Annotated in this window: 17 protein-coding genes; 6 read left to right on the forward strand and 11 right to left on the reverse strand. The window is 69.1% G+C overall.

Annotated features, from left to right (window positions below; genetic code table 11):
* Nucleotides 1-42: 42 nt before the first annotated feature.
* Nucleotides 43-639: a TetR/AcrR family transcriptional regulator gene (locus AMYHA_RS14985; RefSeq protein ID WP_034271878.1), complete on the reverse strand. Its 597-nt coding sequence runs from the start codon at nucleotides 637-639 to the stop codon at nucleotides 43-45.
* Nucleotides 640-822: 183 nt separating this feature from the next.
* On the opposite strand from AMYHA_RS14985, the gene AMYHA_RS14990 reads away from it, so the two are divergent.
* From AMYHA_RS14990 to AMYHA_RS15000, 3 genes are all read left to right on the forward strand, one after another.
* Nucleotides 823-2,169 (forward strand): cytochrome P450, encoded by a 1,347-nt coding sequence (locus AMYHA_RS14990; RefSeq protein ID WP_051399949.1) that lies wholly within the window; start codon nucleotides 823-825, stop codon nucleotides 2,167-2,169.
* 125 nt (nucleotides 2,170-2,294) lie between these two features.
* Nucleotides 2,295-3,482: a S8 family serine peptidase gene (locus tag AMYHA_RS14995; RefSeq protein ID WP_034271880.1), complete on the forward strand. Its 1,188-nt coding sequence runs from the start codon at nucleotides 2,295-2,297 to the stop codon at nucleotides 3,480-3,482.
* 40 nt (nucleotides 3,483-3,522) lie between these two features.
* Nucleotides 3,523-3,765 (forward strand): hypothetical protein, encoded by a 243-nt coding sequence (locus tag AMYHA_RS15000; RefSeq protein WP_034271882.1) that lies wholly within the window; start codon nucleotides 3,523-3,525, stop codon nucleotides 3,763-3,765.
* Nucleotides 3,766-3,823: 58 nt separating this feature from the next.
* Here the strand turns inward: AMYHA_RS15000 and AMYHA_RS15005 are convergent, their stop codons facing one another.
* Nucleotides 3,824-4,555 carry a trypsin-like serine protease gene (locus AMYHA_RS15005; RefSeq protein WP_157362127.1) on the reverse strand — a complete coding sequence of 244 codons (732 nt, stop codon included), beginning with the start codon at nucleotides 4,553-4,555 and terminating at the stop codon, nucleotides 3,824-3,826.
* 273 nt (nucleotides 4,556-4,828) lie between these two features.
* Here AMYHA_RS15005 and AMYHA_RS15010 point away from each other — a divergent pair, with 273 nt between their 5' ends.
* Nucleotides 4,829-5,623 carry a hypothetical protein gene (locus AMYHA_RS15010; RefSeq protein WP_034271886.1) on the forward strand — a complete coding sequence of 265 codons (795 nt, stop codon included), beginning with the start codon at nucleotides 4,829-4,831 and terminating at the stop codon, nucleotides 5,621-5,623.
* A 130-nt stretch (nucleotides 5,624-5,753) separates the two neighbouring features.
* On the opposite strand, the gene AMYHA_RS26490 is transcribed toward AMYHA_RS15010, so the two are convergent.
* From AMYHA_RS26490 to fabG, 4 genes are all read right to left on the reverse strand, one after another.
* Nucleotides 5,754-6,278: a class I SAM-dependent methyltransferase gene (locus AMYHA_RS26490; RefSeq protein ID WP_169732941.1), complete on the reverse strand. Its 525-nt coding sequence runs from the start codon at nucleotides 6,276-6,278 to the stop codon at nucleotides 5,754-5,756.
* A gap of 151 nt (nucleotides 6,279-6,429) precedes the next feature.
* Nucleotides 6,430-7,470 carry a ferrochelatase gene (locus AMYHA_RS15020; RefSeq protein WP_034271888.1) on the reverse strand — a complete coding sequence of 347 codons (1,041 nt, stop codon included), beginning with the start codon at nucleotides 7,468-7,470 and terminating at the stop codon, nucleotides 6,430-6,432.
* A 21-nt stretch (nucleotides 7,471-7,491) separates the two neighbouring features.
* Nucleotides 7,492-8,262: an enoyl-ACP reductase FabI gene (fabI, locus tag AMYHA_RS15025; protein WP_034271890.1), complete on the reverse strand. Its 771-nt coding sequence runs from the start codon at nucleotides 8,260-8,262 to the stop codon at nucleotides 7,492-7,494.
* A 37-nt stretch (nucleotides 8,263-8,299) separates the two neighbouring features.
* Nucleotides 8,300-9,004, reverse strand: coding sequence for a beta-ketoacyl-ACP reductase (gene fabG / locus AMYHA_RS15030; RefSeq protein ID WP_034271892.1), 705 nt, complete (start codon nucleotides 9,002-9,004; stop codon nucleotides 8,300-8,302).
* Nucleotides 9,005-9,204: 200 nt separating this feature from the next.
* Here fabG and AMYHA_RS15035 point away from each other — a divergent pair, with 200 nt between their 5' ends.
* Nucleotides 9,205-9,678: a tRNA (cytidine(34)-2'-O)-methyltransferase gene (locus AMYHA_RS15035; RefSeq protein ID WP_034271894.1), complete on the forward strand. Its 474-nt coding sequence runs from the start codon at nucleotides 9,205-9,207 to the stop codon at nucleotides 9,676-9,678.
* Between the two features lie 71 nt (nucleotides 9,679-9,749).
* Here the strand turns inward: AMYHA_RS15035 and AMYHA_RS15040 are convergent, their stop codons facing one another.
* The 5 genes from AMYHA_RS15040 to AMYHA_RS15060 form a co-directional block, all read right to left on the reverse strand.
* Nucleotides 9,750-10,733, reverse strand: coding sequence for a VWA domain-containing protein (locus AMYHA_RS15040; protein ID WP_034271895.1), 984 nt, complete (start codon nucleotides 10,731-10,733; stop codon nucleotides 9,750-9,752).
* On the reverse strand, nucleotides 10,730-11,674 hold the full coding sequence (locus AMYHA_RS15045; protein WP_034271897.1) for a DUF58 domain-containing protein: 945 nt from the start codon (nucleotides 11,672-11,674) through the stop codon (nucleotides 10,730-10,732). The genes AMYHA_RS15040 and AMYHA_RS15045 overlap by 4 nt, the downstream gene beginning before the upstream one ends.
* Before the next feature lie 9 nt (nucleotides 11,675-11,683).
* A complete protein-coding gene (locus AMYHA_RS15050) occupies nucleotides 11,684-12,745 on the reverse strand; it encodes an AAA family ATPase (protein WP_034271899.1) in 1,062 nt (353 codons plus the stop codon).
* Nucleotides 12,746-12,890: 145 nt separating this feature from the next.
* Entirely contained in the window at nucleotides 12,891-13,481 is a 591-nt protein-coding gene (gene mobA / locus AMYHA_RS15055; RefSeq protein ID WP_034271901.1) for a molybdenum cofactor guanylyltransferase, read from the reverse strand.
* Nucleotides 13,482-13,524: 43 nt separating this feature from the next.
* A complete protein-coding gene (locus tag AMYHA_RS15060; RefSeq protein ID WP_051399951.1) occupies nucleotides 13,525-14,874 on the reverse strand; it encodes an NlpC/P60 family protein in 1,350 nt (449 codons plus the stop codon).
* Between the two features lie 684 nt (nucleotides 14,875-15,558).
* On the opposite strand from AMYHA_RS15060, the gene acnA reads away from it, so the two are divergent.
* Entirely contained in the window at nucleotides 15,559-18,390 is a 2,832-nt protein-coding gene (acnA, locus tag AMYHA_RS15065; protein WP_196776901.1) for an aconitate hydratase AcnA, read from the forward strand.
* Nucleotides 18,391-18,500: the final 110 nt, after the last annotated feature.

Genomic DNA, 18,500 nt, shown 5'->3' on the forward strand with positions numbered 1-18,500 from the left:
GGGTACGGGTCCGCGCGCGGGCGTCCGCCCGGTGGGACGCGCCTACTCCCCCGGCCGTGCCCCGGTCGAGGCCTGCCACAGCAGCCCCAGCCCGGAGAGCAACTCGTCACCCGTCGGAGTGTTCACCGGGTCGAGCAACCACTGCATCGCCAGCCCGTCGCAGACGGCGATCACGAAGCTGGCGACGGCCTTGGCGCGGGGCTCGTCGGCGGTGACCTGGCCGTGCAGCGACTCGGCCACCAACCCGGCGACCCGGCCCCTGATCTGCTGGTACTGCGCGGCGAACTGGGCGCGCAGCTCGTCGTTTCGGTCGGCCTGCGCGAAGGCCTCCATGAACGACAGCAGCAGCGCCCGCTTGTTGTCGAGTCCGTCAAGCAGAGCCGACCAGGTGACGTGGGCGCGTTCGACCGGCGTCGCCACGGCGGCGCGCATCGCGATCTCGGCGAGTTGGTCGGTCCACTCGTCGAAGATCTCGCCTATCGCGGCGTTGAGCAGCCCGGCCTTGGACCCGAAGTGGTAGCCGATCGAGGCCAGGTTCGTGTCCGAGGCAGCCACCAGGTCCCGCGCGGTGATGTGCGCGTAACCCTTGTCTTCCAGCAACCGGCGTGCCGCGCCGAGCAGTTGTTCGCGATGTCCCACGCATCCACCCTACTGTGCCGGTAGCTACCAACCCGAAAGGAAGTCAGCCGAACTAGCAGGTCAGCGAGTGTGCCAGTTCGGCAGGCCTCCGGCTTTTTGGCACACACCGGCACTGGACACGCTGTCTATACGCGCGTATAAATCAGGGCTAGCGCGACACCGGCGTCGACCAACGGAGGTCTGATGACAGCCAGCACGCTACGTCCCCAGGACCACCCCGCGGATCAGCTGCCAACACCGCCCGGCCCCCGATTGCCGATGACGCTGCAGTCGGTCCTGTTCGCCACCCAGCGCCACCGGCTGCTGCGGCTACTGCACCGGCGCTACGGCTCGGTGTTCGCGTTCCAGGTCTTCCCCGAGCGTCACGTCGTCAGCATCTCCGACCCTGGCGACATCAAGGAGCTGTTCTCCGGGCCGGTCACCACGTTCCACGCGGGAGAAGGCAACCAGGTCCTCAAGCCGGTGATGGGCGAGCACTCGGTGCTGACCACCGACGAGGACGAGCACCGCCGCATCCGCACCCTGCTCACCCCACCGTTCACCGGCGCCGCGCTGCGCGGCTACCGCGGCATGGTGGCCGACATCGCCGAGCACGAGGTCGCGCGCTGGCCGATCGGCACGCCATTTCGCTCCCACACCAGCATGCAGCGACTCACGTTCGAGGTGATCCTGCGCGTGGTGCTCGGCGTCAGCGACAGCCCGCGCCTCGCCGAGCTGCGCCGCACGCTCGGCGGCGTCATCGACATCGGCGCACTGGACATCTTCGGCTGGCACAACGAGCGGATGCAGCGCTACGGCCGCTGGCGCCGCAACCAGAAGCTGCTTCGCCGCTCCGACGAGTTGCTCTACGCCGAGATCGCCGACCGCCGCGCCGCACCCGACCTCGGCGAGCGCACCGACGTGCTGTCCCGGCTGCTGCAGACCGGCTCGCAGACCGGCACCGAGGACGAGGCGCCACTGACCGACGCGGAGCTGCGCGACCAACTCGTCACGCTGCTGCTCGCGGGGCACGAGACAACGGCGACGGCACTGGCGTGGTGCTGGCACGAGCTGTCCCGCTCCCCCGAGACGCAGGCTCGCGCGGCCACCGCGGCCGACACCGGCGACGACCGTTACCTGGAGGCCGTCGCCAAAGAGGCGATGCGGCTGCGTCCGGTGATCTACGAGGTCGCGCGGCGCACCACGGAGCCGGTCACCGTCGGCGGCTTCCGCGTGCCGGCGGGCACCACGATCATGCCCGCGATCGGCGTGGTGCAGACCGACCCGGCACAGCACGACGAGCCCGAGACGTTCCGGCCGGAACGCTTCCTGGACGGCTCCACGTCGCCGCGCAACTGGCTCCCGTTCGGGGGCGGTGTCCGCCGGTGCCTGGGGGCGGGTTTTGCCCTGATGGAAGCAACCGAGGTACTACGCACTGTGCTCACCCGCTACCACCTCGCACCGGACCGCACCCGGGGTGAACAGGTTAAACCGCGAAACATCACCTTCACTCCAGCACGGGGCGCTCGAGTGGTTATAACGAACAGGTGATGCAGTCATTACTATCCGTTAGCCTTTCTGGCGGATTCACCCCCCGGCCCCTGTGACTTTACGACCACGCTGAGCGATCATGGACTTACAGAGCACAGCAGGTCGTACACAGTGGGTGGCGGTTCATGACACAGCAGGATGACGGCAGTGGCGTGGCGCGGTACCTCGTACTGTTCGAGGAGGACGCGGCCGACGAGGGCTCGCGCGCCATGACCAACGTCGCCGGTATCAGGGCGATCCACAGCGGTGAGATCGCCACACAGACCGGCGACGGCCTGACGCGAATGCCGGGCGGTGTGCTGTGGGCCGACCTTGGCATCGCGGTGGTGACGGCCGCCACCGATCAGATCACGGCGTTGCGCGGTTCGCTCGTCAGCAGGGGGCCGATCGCCATGATCGAACCGGATCGGATGGTGTACGCGATCTCGACACCGGCGTTTCATCCGACCAGCGCCGACGCCGAGGAAGCCACCTTCACCTGGGGACTGCGCGCCATCAACGCTCCCACGAGCGTGGCCACCGGCGCTGGTGTGCGGATCGCAGTGCTCGATACCGGCATCGACATCGACCACCCGGACTTCGCCGACCGCGAGGTCGTCGCCAGCTCGTTCGTCGACAACGAGGACGCCACCGACGGCCACGGTCACGGCACCCACGTCATCGGCACCGCGTGCGGGCCGCGCAAGCCCGACCTCGGCCCCGGGTACGGCGTCGCGCCCGCGGCGGAGATCTACGCGGGCAAGGTGCTCAACAACGCGGGCGCGGGCACCGACGGCGACATCCTCGCCGGGCTCGCCTGGGCGGTGCAGAACCGGTGCACCGTGGTGTCGATGTCACTGGGCGCGCCCGTACAGCCGGGCCAGCCGCACTCGGTGACCTTCGAGCGGGCCGCACGGCGCGCGATGAACAAGGGCACGCTGATCGTCGCCGCCGCGGGCAACGAGAGCGCCCGAGCCGACGGCGTCATCGCACCGGTCGGCCACCCCGCGAACTGTCCCACCATCATGGCGGTCGGCGCGATCGACCAGGAACGTAAGGTGGGCGACTTCTCGTCCGGCACGCTGCCGGATTCCGGCGCGGTGGACATCGTCGGTCCCGGCGTCGATGTCCATTCGAGCTGGCCGATGCCACAACGGCATCACACTCTCAGTGGCACTAGCATGGCGACGCCGCACGCCGCCGGTATCGCCGCCTTGACGGCCGAGGTGTATCAGGGGACAGCATGGGAACTGTGGGCTCGGTTGAGCCAATCCGCCGCCCGGCTCCCATTGCCATCCACGGATGTTGGTGCAGGATTGGTTCAGGCACCATGAAACCGTTTGATGGCGCGCCCCGAAGCACAGGAGGTAGACGGTGGCAGCACCGCGGAAGGTCATCGTCTCCGTTGACACCGAAGAACCTGAGACGCTCGCCGACATCGCCGCCCAGCTCAGCCAGCATGGGCTGGCTGTCGAGTCCGTGCTCGACACGCTCGCCACCATCACCGGAACGTGCGACGAGTCGGACCTCGGATCGTTGACCGCGGTGCCCGGCGTTCTCGACGTGGAAGCCCAGTACACCTACCAGCTCCCGCCGCCGACCGACCGCGTGCAGTGAGCGGAAACGGCGGCGACGCCGGGGAATGTCCACCCGGCGCCGCCGCGTTGCGCCGCCGTTACACGGTGCGCAGTGCCACGGTGAAGCCAGCCTCCGCCGCGTCGGCGAACATGCCTTCCAGCGAAACGCCGCCCTCACCCGCGTACGGCAGGCCGTTGATGCCTACTCCGACGGTGTTGACGATGCCGAACGCCTTGTTACCGTCCGTGACATCCGCGACCGGGCCGCCGGAGTCGCCGGGGCTGACCGCGCCGATCACGTAGTGTTGCGTGCCGTCATTCGAGTGCAGGATGCCGGTGCGTTCCTCCTGCGTCAGGGTGAGCAAGTGGAAGCCGACACCATTGCCGGAGAACTGCATGGTGTCGCCGACGTTGGCGGTCTCGGTAGTGGACACGCCGGTCGGAATGGCCGGGTGTCCCTTCATCGCGGGGTCGACCGCGTCATGCAGGGCGGGGTCGATCTCGATGAAGGCGTAGTCCAGGTTGTCGTCGATGTAGGCGACGGTGCCGAACTCCTGGATTGGGTCACCGAGGCTGCCGGTGGCGAGCGAGATCCGTTCCCCGACCGACTCGACGCAATGCGCCGCCGTGCCGCCGTAGACCGAACCCGCCAGCGCGCCCTCGCCGTCGTAGATCCAGTTCAGCGTGCAGTACCCGCCGCCAGACTCGATGGACACGCCGGGCTGGATCGCCACCGTTTCCTGCGCGTTCACCGTCCCTGGCGCGACGCCGAGCGCCGCGAACGCGGAGGCCGCGACGAGTGCCATCGCCCGTCTTGTCCACTGCTTCATGCTGAAGTCCCTTCTCTTCGCTCCGCGAGGAGCTAGTCCCAGGTGCGACCCGCGCACCACTCATCCGAGTGAGCAATCACAGAAAGCGATTGCTCACTTATCACTAACGAGTGACATGTGCGGTAGGTCACGAAGAAGTTTCACAGTCCGGTTCGCGAAGACAATTGACGTCATAATCACTCGATAAGGTGCCGTTCCTGAATGATGGTCTACCGTGCGTGGTTCACTGGCCGGGCTCCCGCGACGGGACGGTCATCGGTAACCTGGGGTGTCATGGCGATGGCCAGTGCGACACTGACGATCTGGACGACCGCGTGGCTCAACGGCAAAGCCGCCGCGGACGACGTTCTCGATGCCCTCAACACCCTCGCGGATCGGCACGACGTGGTCGCCGCCGACGAGACGACGGCCGCGGAGACCGACCTGCCGGTCACCGGCACGTTCCCCGCGCCCGCCGCGCGACTGCTCGCCGCCCTGCGCGCCAGAAGTGCGGAAGCCGGGACGCTCGTGCTGCCAGCACCCGGCGACCCGCGCGGGCTTGGCGGTGGCGGCGCTCTGGTTGGCGCGGCACTGGACGCGGGCGAGGCGAGCGTGTTCGCGAGCGCCGGGCTGGCGCTCGTCCCCGACTCCCCCGCCGACGACGTGCTGCGCTGGACGGTCTACCCGCACGCGGGCGGCGGCACGGACGAACACGTCGGCATCGGCGATGCTGAGCAGGCGCTGACCGAGGCGATCCGTTCCAGCGCGGCCACGCTGGCGGAGCTCGACGTCGCACGGGAACGCCCCGACGCGCACGACGCGCTGCGAGCCCGGCTGCGGCGCGCTCCCGCGCCGCGCTGGCCGGACGCCATGCCGGGCCGCGCGCTGCGGGTGCTGCAACGCGCGGACGAGGTCGCGGCGATCCTGGACCTGGCATCGGCGGACGAGCCGGGTGGCGCGGTCTCCGCGAGTGCGGCCCAGCACCGTGCGGATGCCCTCCGCCCGCTGGACACGGCCGTCCGCCAGGCGCGCCGCGCCGCCGTGAGCGAGGCCGTGCGCCTACTGGCTCAGCCCGTCACCCACCCATAGCGCCCCCGCACGCTGTGTCCTGCATTCCGGACGCTGTGTTCGACACTCCCGACGCCGTGTCCTGCATTCCGGACGCTGTGTTCGACACTCCGGACGTCGTCGAACCTGTCGTACTCGACGCCGCCCCCGCTCACGCCGTAGCGAGCACGCAGCCAGCAGCACCGGAAGCTAGATCCGCTGTCACCACATCGATGTCACGGAACCCAGCACGGGTCAGCGTCGCTGTAAGTCGGCGAGCCGTCGGTATGACCTGATCAGCGGCGAGCGGCTGGTACGGCAGCGCGAACCTCCCGTCTCCGGCAAGGTGGCGGCGAACGACCGTGAGTTCGGCGTCCGGGCTGCCGCGCAGCAATACCGGCACATGGATGGCGAAGATCGTGTCGAACACCGCTTCACCGAGATCGGCCGCCTGCAGTGAGGCCAGCTGAAAGCAGGCCAGACCGGACATAACGTGGCGCGCGTTGCGGGAGCGCGCCACGGCGATCATCTTCTCGGAGCGATCGAGCGCGTGGATGGAACCGCCGTCACCAAGTCGTTCGCACACCAGCGACACCGCGACGCCGTGGCCGCAGCCGATCTCCAGCACCCGGTCATGGGGCTGAATGTCCAACGTGTCAACTGCCCATTCGGGCCGCTCTGCGGCCTTTGCTCCCACGAGGCGAACGCTACCGCCATCCACCGACGTGCAAGCGCGTGTTCGACTTTGCGGGCACACCGCGAACGGGGAACACGGCGTCCGGAGTGCCAAACACGACGTCCGGAATGCAGGACACAGCGTCCCGAATGCAGGACACGGACCGCTCGGCCTACTCCCGGCGGGCAGGTGGTTCGCAGCAGCCGGGGGCGCAGGGGGCGCCGTTGGTGGTGCAGCCGCCGCTGGGCACATCGGACAGCCGCCGGGCTGGAGCGCCGGAGAGCTGCTCGCGCGCGAGTTCGACGACGAGTTCGGCGTAGCGAGAGTCGTCGTTCGGGGTCGCCGCGCGAGCGAAGCCCATGCCAAGTGAAGCCGCACGTTCGGCGGCTTCGTTGTCCAGGTCCCAGACGACTTCGATGTGGTCAGAGACGAACCCGATCGGACACACCACGACGGCGGGCTCCCCCGCCTCGTGCAACACGTCGATATGGTCGACGATGTCCGGCTCCAGCCACGGCACCGACGGCGGGCCGGAGCGCGACTGCCACACGACGTCGTACTCGTTCGCGCCAGTCTCCGCCGCGACCAGCCGCGCCGCCTCCCGGATCTGCCGCGAGTAGCGTCCGCCACCTTCCTCGGGTGGCCCCGCCGCCGCGTCAGCGGAAACCGGGATCGAGTGCGCGGTGAACACCAGCCGCGCTCGCTCACCCTGGTCGCCCAGCCGCGCGCGAGCGGCCATCACGGCGTCGGCGAAGCACGCCACGAACAGCGGGTGGTCGAAGAAATGCCGCAGCTTCACCAGTTCCGGCGCGCCGGGCACCGCCTCCCGAGCGCGAGCGATGTCCTCGTCGTACTGCCGGCACGAGGAGTAGCCGCCGTAAGCGCTGGTGGGGAACACCAGTGCCCGGCGAACACCATTGGCCGTCATGGCGGCGACGGCGTCCTCGGCATACGGCTGCCAGTTGCGGTTGCCGAAGTACACCGGCAGCCGGATGCCTTGCGCGTCCAGTTCGGCCTCGACCGCCTTGATGGCGCGGCGGTTCAGCTCGTTGATCGGCGACACCCCACCGAAGTGGTGGTAGTGCTCCGCGACAGACTCCAGCCGTTCGCGGGGTACTCCCCGTCCCCTGGTCACGTTCTCCAAGAACGGCATCACGTCGTCGGGACCTTCTGGACCGCCGAAGGACAGCCAGAGCAGCGCGTCAAGGCTCACCGCCCCAGTGTCTCGCATTCGCTACTGACCGGTGGCGTGCACCCCGCCGTCGACCATGATCATCGACCCGGTCGTGGCGGGCAACCAGTCCGAGAACACCGCGCAGATCGACTTGGCCACCGGGGTCGGGTCCTGGGTGTTCCAGCCGAGCGGGGCGCGGCCGTCCCAGCCGTCCTCCAGCACCTCGAAACCGGGGATGGACTTGGCGGCCATCGTCTTGACCGGACCGGCTGAGACCAGATTCGCCCTGATCTTCTTCGGCCCCAGCTCGCGCGCCAGATAGCGGTTCACCGACTCGAGCGCCGCCTTCGAGACACCCATCCAGTTGTAGGCGGGCCAGGCCACGCGCGCGTCGAAGTCCATGCCGATCACCGACGCGCCCTCGGTCAGCAGCGGCGTGGCCGCCTTGACCAGCGAGGCGTAGGAGTACGCCGAGATCTCCAGCGCGGCGCCGACGTCGGACCACGGCGCGTCGAGGAAGGGCTTGCCGAGGCAGGTCTCCGGGTTGGCGTACCCGATCGAGTGCAACACACCATCGAGGCCATCGACGTGCTGGCCGACCCGGTCGGCCAGCGTCTCGAGGTGCTCGGTGTTCTGCACGTCCAGCTCGACCACCGGCGCTTCCCGCGGCAGCCGCTGCGCGATGCGCTCGACCAGCCGTATCCGGCCGAAACCGGTGAGCACCACCTGCGCACCCTGTTCTTGGGCCACCTTCGCCGCGTGGAACGCGATCGACGCATCGGTGATCACGCCGGTGATCAGCAGTCGTTTGCCTTCGAGAAGTCCAGACACCGTGTCTCCAGTTCAGTGGGGTTTGGGTGAGGGTGGATCAGTGGCCCATACCGAGGCCGCCGTCGACGGGCAGCACAGCGCCGTTGACGTACGCGGCCTCGTCAGAGGCGAGGAAGCCGACCGCGTTGGCGATCTCCTCCGGCTTTCCGTAGCGCCCGGCAGGGATCTGCGCGAGCGCGCTCGCGCGCTGTTCCTCGGTGAGCGCGTCGGTCATGTCGGTGACGACGAAGCCGGGAGCGACGACGTTCGCGGTGATATTGCGCGAGCCAAGCTCGCGGGTGACGGAGCGGGCGACGCCGATCAGGCCTGCCTTGCTTGCCGCGTAGTTGACCTGGCCCGCGCCGCCGGACAGCGCCACGACAGAGGAGATGAACACCATCCTGCCCCACTTCGCGCGGAGCATTCCCCGGCTGGCGCGCTTCGCGACGCGGTAGGCGCCGGCGAGGTTGGCGTCGAGCACCCGCGTGAACTGGTCCTCACTCATCCGCATGAGCAGGGTGTCGTCGGTGATGCCCGCATTGGACACCAGCACCTCGACCGCACCCTGGTGCTCCTCGATCTGCTTGAACGCGGCGTCGATCTGTTCGGTGTCGGTGACGTCGGCCTGCACCCCGAACAGCCCCTCCGGCGCGCCGGACCCGCGATGGGTCACCGCGACGTTGTCGCCGTTGGCGGCGAGGTGCCGCGCGATGGCCAGCCCAATGCCCCGGTTGCCGCCGGTGACCAGTACCGATCGTGCCACGTGTCGTCTCTCCTCATAGCGCTGCTACTCGATGCGTGATGCGAGGCTATCGAGTTACCCGCCAGTCAGGCGGGTGGAGTGGTGTGGGCCATGTCGCACAGTGTGATGACGGGCTTCTTTCCGAGTCTGGCGCGGGAAAGCAGCCCGTCATCACACCCCGCACCGGACACCCAGTGCCGCGACCCTGCCATGATTCGGGCGTGTTCCGCATCGCCTTCTATCAACCCGAGATCCCGCCGAACACTGGCAACGCCATCCGGCTTGCCGCCAACACCGGCTGCGAGTTGCACCTCATCGAGCCACTCGGGTTCTCGCTGGCCGCCAAGCAGCTCAAGCGCGCTGGCCTGGACTACCACGAACTGGCCACCACCCACGTACACGCGGACTTCGACGCGGCGCTGACGGCGTTCGGCGATGCGACGATCTACGCCTTCGCCACCCGCGCCAGCCGCTGCTACGCCGACATCGCCTACCAGCCCGGCGACGTGTTGCTGTTCGGTCCGGAGTCCGTTGGCCTGCCGGACGAGATCGCGCACGCGGACACGATCACCGACCGGGTGACGCTGCCGATGGCGCCGGGCTCGCGCTCACTGAACCTGGCCAACTCGGCGTCCATCGTCGTGTACGAGGCCTGGCGGCAGCATGGCTTCGCGGGCGCTGCTGGCACGGCCTGACACACCGAGCGGCGCGACCACGGGCGCGAGCGCGGCACCCTAGCGTATGGCGGCCGCTGGCCCCATGAACCTCACGGCAGCCGCTGCCCGATGAACAACGACGCACCCGCCCCGGCGATCAGCGCCAGCGTGCCAAGCGCCAGCCACGGCTTGCTCGCGTCCGCCTTCTTGATCTCGTAGCCGATCTGCTCACCAAGATCCTCGTAGACCTCGTTCAACTGCCCGCCGGACTCCGCCTTGTAGTACTGGCCGCCGGAGATCTCCGCGATCTGTTCCATGGCGACGTCGTCCACCTCGACCGGGTACGTCCTGCCCTCGATCTCCACGGTGCCGTGCGACGTCCCGAACGCGATCGTCGAGATCGGCACCCCGGCCTCCTCCGCCGCCCGCGCCGCCGTGAACGCGCCACGAGGGTCGTTCATGTTCTCCGTGGGCGAGACCTGCTTGCCGTCCGCCATCAGCACGATCCGCGCCGGCGGCGGCCCGCTCGGCCCGCCAACGACCGCCGAGAAGCTCTCGATCGACTGCAACGCGGCGAAGATGCCCTCACCCGTCGCGGTCGACTCAGCCAGCTCCAGATTCTTGATCGCGTCGATGGGGGCTTTGCGGTCGGTGGTCGGCGGAACGAGCACGCTCGCGGTACCCGCGAACGACACCACGCCGATGTTCACGCCCGGCGTCATGCCCTGCACGAAGCTCGTCGCGGACCGCTGCGCCGCGACGAGGCGGTTCGGCGAGATGTCGGCGGCTTCCATCGACAGCGACACGTCAATCACCAGCATCACCGTCGCCCGGTTGCGCGGCACCTTCTGCTCCGCCGTCGGGCCCGCGAGCGCGGTAGTCAGCAGGATCACCGCCACGATCAGCAACGCGGCGGGCACGTGCCGGACGAGACCCTGCCTACTCGCCCCGACCCGTTCCAGCAGCGCGAGGTTGGCGAACCGCAACGTCCGCCTGCGCCGCGACCGCTGCGCGAGCACGTAACCGACCACCAGCAGCCCGGCCACGAGCAACAGCAGGAACCACTCAGGGGAGGTGAACCCCGTCAGGCTCATCCGACCGCCCCCGACCAGCGGCGCTTACGTTCCACGACGAAGCGCACGGTATCGGCGATCCAGTCCGAGTCAGTACGCAGCACCAGATGCCCGGCCCCCGCACGCCGTAAGCCCCGCGCCACCTGCTCGCGGTGCGCGCCAGCGGCGGCGGCGAACTCCTTGCGCAGCAACGGCGAGGCATGCACCTCCCGTTGCTTGCCGGATTCCGGATCGGCCAGCACCACGGTGCCGACGTCAGGCAGGTCGACGTCGCGCGGATCGAGCACCTCGATGCCGATCAGGTCGTGCCGCGCCGACAGCGCCCGTAGCGGGCGCTGCCATTCGGTGCCACCGAGGAAGTCCGAGATGACGACGACCAGTCCCCTGCGCCGGGGCGGGCGCCGCAGTTCCTCCACCGCGGCGGCGAGGTCGCCGTGAGTACCGGTCGGCGCTCGCTCGGTCGTGGCGACGGTCTTGACAAGGCCGCGCGCGTGCGGCAGCCCGCCGCGCGCTGGCACCCGCTTGGTGTGCGCGCCCGTTGCGATGAGCGCACCGATCCGGTTGCCGCCACCCCCTGTCAGGTGCGCGATGGCAGCGACGGCGCACACCACGAGGTCACGCTTCTCGCACAGCGCGGAGCCGAAGTCGAGGCTCGCGGACAGGTCCGCCACGATCCACGTCTCCAGCTCGCGATCCGCCACGCTGTCGCGGATGTGCGGTTCGGTGGTGCGCGCGGTGACCGCCCAGTCCATCCGCCGGACGTCGTCACCCGGCTGGTACGGCCGTGCCTCCCCCGGCTCTGAGCCAGGGCCGGGCACCAGGCCGAGGTGGTTGCCCTGTAGCAGTCCGTCGAGCCGCCGCCGCACCTCCAGCTCGAGAGTGCGCAGCCCGGCTTCGAGCCGATCGCCGCGCAGCACCGGCGGCGCCCACGCGGGCCTCGCTCCGTCGTCCATGGCTGCCATGTCGCCGTCCTAGCGCGCGGGGGTGCCCGCGGACAGCGGCTGACCGGGAGGCGCCTGCTGCGGCCGGGCCGAGACCTGCGGCAACGGCACGGTCTGCAACACCCGCGTGATGATGTGATCCAGCGGAACACCGTCGGCCAGCGCGTCGTAGGAGAGCACCAGCCGGTGCCGCAGCACATCGGGCGCGACATCGACGACGTCTTGCGGCAGCACGTAGTCCCTGCCCCGCACCAGCGCGAGCGCACGCGCGGCGGCGATAACGCCGAGGCTGGCACGCGGTGACGCCCCGTAGGACACCCAGCCGGCGACGTCGGTGAGGCCGTGCTCCTGCGGGGTACGGGTGGCCATCACCATCCGCACCACGTAGTCGACGAGCGCGTGGTGTACGAACACCTGCGAGGCGACGTCCTGCAGGCGCACCAGTTCGGCGGGGCTGAGCACCTCGGCGGGCTCCGGCGGGTTGACGCCCATCCGGTAGACGATCTCGCGCTCCTCCTCCGCCGTCGGGTACTCGACGATGATCTTGAAGAGGAACCGGTCGCGCTGAGCCTCAGGCAGTGGGTAGACGCCTTCGTTCTCGATCGGGTTCTGCGTGGCGAGCACCAGGAACGGATCGGGCATGCCGAACGTCTTGCCGCCGATGGAGATGTGCCGCTCGGCCATCACCTCCAGCATCGCCGACTGCACCTTCGCCGGGGCGCGGTTGATCTCGTCCGCCAGCACGAAGTTGGCCACGACCGGTCCGAGCTCGACGTCGAACTGTTCCTGGCCCTGTCGATAGATGCGGGTACCGAGGATGTCGGCCGGCACCAGGTCGGGGGTGAACTGCACGCGGGAGAACGAACCGCCGACCACCTTGGCGAAGGTCTCGACCGCGAGCGTCTTCGCCACGCCGGGCACACCTTCCAGCAACAGGTGCCCCTTGGCGAGCAGGCCGACCAGCATCCGCTCGACCAGCCGATCCTGGCCAACGATGATGCGCTTGACCTCGACGACGGTCCGCTCGAGCAGTTCGGCGTCCTGCGCGGGTGTCGCCTGCCGCTCAGCCGCCGAGTGGCCGGATTCGGTCACGTGTGCCTCCCTCGGATTCTTCTGTCGGGCCCAGCCGTCTCACCCGGTACGCGCACCGGCTGGCCCGCGTGCAGACGCCCCCAGGTGACGGTTCTGCGCCACCATTCACCGTGACGCACCAGCGGTAATGCCGCTGTGAAGGTCATCAGCCGTGCGCCTCGCGGGCGCGTCGCAGGTCCGCCTCGGTATCGACGTCGGCTGCCTGCCGCGCCGACGCCCGTACCTCGGTGACGGCCAGCCTGCCCAGCGTCGCATGCAGCGCGGCGTTGGCTGGCTCCGCGGGCAGCGCGGTACGCAGCGCCTCCGCACGCCATACCCCGGCCAGCCACTGCCGCCGCCCGTCCGGGTCGACCAGCACGGCGCCGTCCGTGTCGTCCGCGTCGGTGATGGACGCCCACAGCAGCGCGACGATGTCCGCGGTGAGCCCGGCGAGGTCCCCGGCGAGCACGGCCACGTGGCAGTCGGACCGGCAGCCACGCTCACCGCATCGGGCGAGACCGGCGGCGAGCGCGGCGACCGGACCCGCTCCAGGCGGGTCCTCTTGCGTCCAGTGCACGCCGTCGATGCCCTCCCGTGGCTGGCCGACGACGATGATCTCGCGCGCGGCACTCAGCGCATCGACCACCCTGCGCAGCAACGGAATCCCGCCGATGGTCAGCATCGGTTTGTCCACACCGGACAGGCGTCGGGCGGAGCCGCCCGCGAGCACGATCCCGTACAGAACTGGCTGCGACATACGGCCAGTATCCCCGCCACGGCGCCGCTCGTGTCCCCGAGGCTCAGCCGATCATGCGTACCGCGTACGGGAGGATGTCGCCGTAGCGCACCGGGGTGACCCGCACGTGCATCCCGGACTGCGGCGCCTCGATCATCATCCCGTTGCCGAGGTACAGCGCGACGTGGTGAATACCGGCGGTGCCCCAGAACAGCATGTCGCCGCGCCGCATCTGCGACAGCGGCACCTTACGCCCCGAGTCGTATTGGTAGCCGCTGTAGTGCGGCAGCGTCGTCACGCCAGCGAAGGCGTAGATCATCAGCCCCGAGCAGTCGAAGCCGATCTTGTTGTAGTCGCCGTAGCTGTCCGCGACGCCGTAGTCGCGGATGCCGTAGGTCGGGCCCTGGGTGTTGCCACCGCCCCAGGCGTAGGGCACGCCGAGCTGCGACATCGCGCGGGAGATCACCGTCTCGACCGACGGTGACGCCGGCGCGGAGGCCTCGGGCGCCGGCGAGCCACCGCTCTGCGCCGCGGCAGCGGCGGCTTGCTGAGCTTCCTCTTCCCGCTTGGCCTCGAGCCAGTCCTGGTAGCGCTCGCGCTGGTTCTCGAGGCCCTTGACCTGGCGTTGCGCCTGATAGAGCTGTCGCTGTACCGAGTCGCGGTCCTCGGCGAGTTCCTCGGCGCGGGCCTCCTGGCTGGCACGGGCATCCGTTGCGGCCTGGTACGCCTCGCGCGCCGCCCGTTTGGCCTGCTCGGCCTCGCGCTTCTTCTCCTCGGCGACCTCGACCGCCTTACGCGCGGCGGCATCGGCGTTGGACTTGGCGACGCGAGCGGTGCTCAGTTCGTCGAGGGCGTCGAGCTGCTTATCGCTGACCGCTTCGATCAGCTGAGCGCGCAGCAGCACTTCCTCGGGACTCTTCGAGGTGACGTACGCGGACAGCGATCCCATCTTGCTGCCCTGCTGGTAACTGCCCGCGACGAACTCGTCTGTCTCCTCGCGGGCGGCGTCGACCGCCCGCCCCGCCGTAGTGGCGGACTCGCGCGCCCGCTTGGCGTCGCGCCGAGCCTGTGCGGCGGCGTCGGCGGCCTCGTCAGCATCGACCCGCGCCTTGTTGGCCAGCTCGAGCTTGCGCGCGACCTCGTTCTCAAGGCTGGTGAGCTTGCTTTCCGCCTCGGCGAGCTGGCTGGTGAGCTTGCCAACCTGGTTGGCGCGCTCGCGCGCGCTCTCCTTGCTCTCTTCCAGCTCGGAGTCACTCGGGTTCGGGGGTGGCGGCGGGACGGCGACCGCGGGCGACGCTCCCAGCACGAACGCGAGGCCGGCGGCGACCGCGGCGACCCATCCGGCCGCCGCGGCGAATCCCCCCTTGCCGCGCTGGCTGTGTTGTGCCCGTTGTCCCCACTGCTGCGCTGACACGACGCTCCACCTCCCGGTCCGACGACCCGCGCGCACTCACTTCTCGCTTGGCAGCACGCGTGCACTGCACCGGACTTGTCACTTCAGCAGGCAAACAGTGTCACATGCGGCGCATGCTCACCACTCGTCTCTCTGGTTTGAGAACATCTCACGAGCCACATCTGTCACAGCCGCATGACACGTCTGACGGACGACGACGCACCTCGCAGCTACCCGTGCGATATGACCGTGGACCTGCGGAAAGTCCCCGTCGCACGCTCACGACATCTCTCCCGGCGGAGTGGTTGGGCCAGACGGGCGTCAACGCGCACACGGCGCGCGACGACCCATCGCAATGAAGATCAAGATTCACCCAGTCGAGCGAGGGCAGGACTGACCCGCGCGGGTGAGACCGAGGACGCTGTCACTGCGTCAGGCGCGGTGACAAGGTCAGCCACCGCGTCCACCGCGGCGATGGCGTCGTTCACCTCACACCCCGCGCACCCCACCTTGAAACCTAAACCGGACAGGCGTACTGTTTAGTGCGGGTGATCACGGTACGCGGCTCCCGCGTTCGCCGACGTCTCGCCGGTAGGCGAGACTCACAGCTACGAACCCGACACTGGCTTCCACCGCACCCGTGAGGGCCGCCCAGCCGCACGAGCGAGGGTCGCCCCACCTGAGAACTGGACACCGCCGAGCTCGATGGAGACAGACGTGACAGCACCGGCAAGTAAGGACACCTTCGGCGCCCGCGACACCCTCGCCGTGGGCGACAACTCCTATGAGATCTTCCGTCTCGACAAGGTCAAGGGCTCGCAGCGGCTGCCGTACAGCCTGAAGATCTTGCTCGAATGCCTGCTGCGCACCGAGGACGGCGCCAACATCACCGCCGACCACATCAACGCGCTCGGCGAATGGGACCCCAAGGCCGACCCGTCGACCGAGATCCAGTTCACCCCCGCCCGCGTGATCATGCAGGACTTCACCGGCGTGCCCTGCGTCGTCGACCTGGCCACCATGCGCGAGGCCGTCGCCTCGCTCGGCGGCGACCCGGACAAGGTCAACCCGCTCGCACCCGCCGAGATGGTCATCGACCACTCGGTGATCATCGACGTCTTCGGCCGCGCCGACGCCTTCGAGCGCAACGTCGAGATCGAGTACGAGCGCAACCGCGAGCGGTACCAGTTCCTGCGCTGGGGCCAGGGCGCGTTCAACGAGTTCAAGGTGGTCCCGCCCGGCACCGGCATCGTGCACCAGGTCAACATCGAGCACCTGGCGCGCACCGTGATGGCCCGCAACGGCCAGGCCTACCCGGACTCCTGCGTCGGCACCGACTCGCACACCACCATGGTCAACGGCCTCGGCGTGCTCGGCTGGGGCGTCGGCGGCATCGAGGCGGAGGCCGCCATGCTCGGCCAGCCGGTCTCGATGCTGATCCCGCGCGTGGTCGGCTTCAAGCTCTCCGGTGAGATCCCGCCCGGCGTGACCGCGACTGACGTCGTTCTCACGATCACCGAGATGCTGCGCGAGCACGGTGTCGTCGGCAAGTTCGTCGAGTTCTACGGCGAGAGCGTCGGCCAGGTTCCGCTGGCCAACCGCGCCACCATCGGCAACATGAGCCCGGAGTTCGGCTCCACTGCGGCGATCTTCCCGATCGACGAGGAGACCATCCGCTACCTCACGCTGACCGGCCGTCCCGCCGAGCAGGTCGAACTGGTCGAGGCGTACGCCAAGGAGCAGGGCCTCTGGCACGACCCCAGCCGTGAGCCGGAGTACTCCGAGTACATCGAGCTGGACCTGTCCACCGTGGTGCCGTCGATCGCCGGCCCGAAGCGCCCGCAGGACCGCATCGAGCTGACGGCGTCGAAGAACGCTTTCCGCACCGCGCTGCGCGACTACGTCACCGACGGCCAGGAGACGCCGCACACCAGCATGGACGAGGCGGACGAGGAGTCGTTCCCCGCGAGTGACGCCCCCGCGCTGTCCACCGCTAACGACAACGGCGCACCGGTGGCCTCCGCTGCGAACGGTGCGGCAGGCAGGCTGTCCAAGCCGGTCACGGTCAGCACCTCCGACCGGGGTGAGTTCGAGCTGGACCACGGCGCCGTGGTGATCGCCTCGATCACCTCCTGCACCAACACCTCCAACCCGTCGGTGATGCTGGGCGCGGCGCTGCTGGCCCGCAATGCCGTCGACAAGGGCCTGACGTCGAAGCCGTGGGTCAAGACGTCCATGGCGCCCGGCTCGCAGGTCGTCACCGACTACTACGAGAAGGCCGGTCTCTGGCCGTACCTGGAGAAGCTGGGCTTTCACCTGGTCGGCTACGGCTGCACCACCTGCATCGGTAACTCCGGTCCGCTCTCCGACGAGATCTCGGGCGCGGTGCAGGAGAACGACCTCACCGTGGTCTCGGTGCTGTCCGGTAACCGGAACTTCGAGGGCCGGATCAACCCCGACGTGAAGATGAACTACCTCGCGTCGCCACCGCTGGTCGTCGCCTACGCGCTGGCCGGAACGATGGACTTCGACTTCGAGAACCAGCCGCTCGGCACCGATTCCGAGGGCAACGACGTCTACCTTGCCGACATCTGGCCGACCCCTGCCGAGATCCAGCAGACCATCGACTCGTCGATCACCAAGGAGATGTTCACGAAGGACTACGCCGACGTCTTCGACGGCGGCGAGCGCTGGAAGTCGCTGCCCACCCCGACCGGCACCACGTTCGAGTGGGACCCGAACTCCACCTACGTGCGCAAGCCCCCGTACTTCGACGGGATGGGCATGGAGCCGGAGCCCGTCACCGACATCACCGGCGCGCGGGTGCTCGCCAAGCTGGGCGACTCGGTCACCACCGATCACATCTCGCCCGCCGGTGCGATCAAGGCCGACTCCCCCGCCGGTCAGTACCTGCAGGCCAACGGCATCGAGCGCAAGGACTTCAACTCCTACGGCTCGCGGCGCGGTAACCACGAGGTGATGATCAGGGGCACCTTCGCCAACATCCGGCTGCGCAACCTGCTCGTCGACCCGGAGGGTGGCGTGCAGGGTGGCTACACCCGCGACTTCACCCAGGAGGGCGCACCGCAGACGTTCATCTACGACGCCGCGCAGAACTACGCCGCCCAGGGCACGCCGCTGGTGGTGCTCGGTGGCAAGGAGTACGGCTCCGGGTCCTCGCGTGACTGGGCCGCCAAGGGCACGTCGCTGCTCGGCGTCCGCGCGGTGATCACCGAGTCCTTCGAGCGCATCCACCGGTCGAACCTGATCGGCATGGGCGTCATCCCGCTGCAGTTCCCCGCCGGCGAGTCGGCCGACTCGCTTGGCCTCGACGGCACGGAGACGTTCGACATCGCGGGCATCACCAAGCTCAATGAGGGTGAGACGCCCCGCACGGTCAAGGTCACCGCCACCAAGCAGGACGGCGGCACGGTGGAGTTCGACGCGGTGGTCCGCATCGACACTCCTGGCGAGGCGGACTACTACCGTAACGGCGGCATCCTGCAGTACGTCCTGCGGAACATGCTCCGCGCGTGACGGTTCCGCGACATATAGCGGACGCGAAGCGGGCCCACCGGCAGCTGCTGGTGCGGCCCGCTTCCGCGTGCGCGGGGCAGTGCGCGACCCAGCCGCCCGGCGGGGTCGCT

The sequence above is a fragment of the Haloechinothrix halophila YIM 93223 genome, assembly GCF_000504245.1.
In the GTDB taxonomy this organism is placed as follows: domain Bacteria; phylum Actinomycetota; class Actinomycetes; order Mycobacteriales; family Pseudonocardiaceae; genus Haloechinothrix_A; species Haloechinothrix_A halophila.

Bases quoted from the DNA above. Each gene is read 5' to 3' on its own strand.
- AMYHA_RS14990 (WP_051399949.1), top strand. From the start codon at position 823: ATGACAGCCAGCACGCTACGTCCCCAGGACCACCCCGCGGATCAGCTG.
- AMYHA_RS14995 (WP_034271880.1), top strand. From the start codon at position 2,295: ATGACACAGCAGGATGACGGCAGTGGCGTGGCGCGGTACCTCGTACTG.
- AMYHA_RS15005 (WP_157362127.1), bottom strand. From the start codon at position 4,555: ATGAAGCAGTGGACAAGACGGGCGATGGCACTCGTCGCGGCCTCCGCG.
- AMYHA_RS15010 (WP_034271886.1), top strand. From the start codon at position 4,829: ATGGCGATGGCCAGTGCGACACTGACGATCTGGACGACCGCGTGGCTC.
- AMYHA_RS15040 (WP_034271895.1), bottom strand. From the start codon at position 10,733: ATGAGCCTGACGGGGTTCACCTCCCCTGAGTGGTTCCTGCTGTTGCTC.
- AMYHA_RS15045 (WP_034271897.1), bottom strand. From the start codon at position 11,674: ATGGCAGCCATGGACGACGGAGCGAGGCCCGCGTGGGCGCCGCCGGTG.
- mobA (WP_034271901.1), bottom strand. From the start codon at position 13,481: ATGTCGCAGCCAGTTCTGTACGGGATCGTGCTCGCGGGCGGCTCCGCC.
- acnA (WP_196776901.1), top strand. From the start codon at position 15,559: ATGGAGACAGACGTGACAGCACCGGCAAGTAAGGACACCTTCGGCGCC.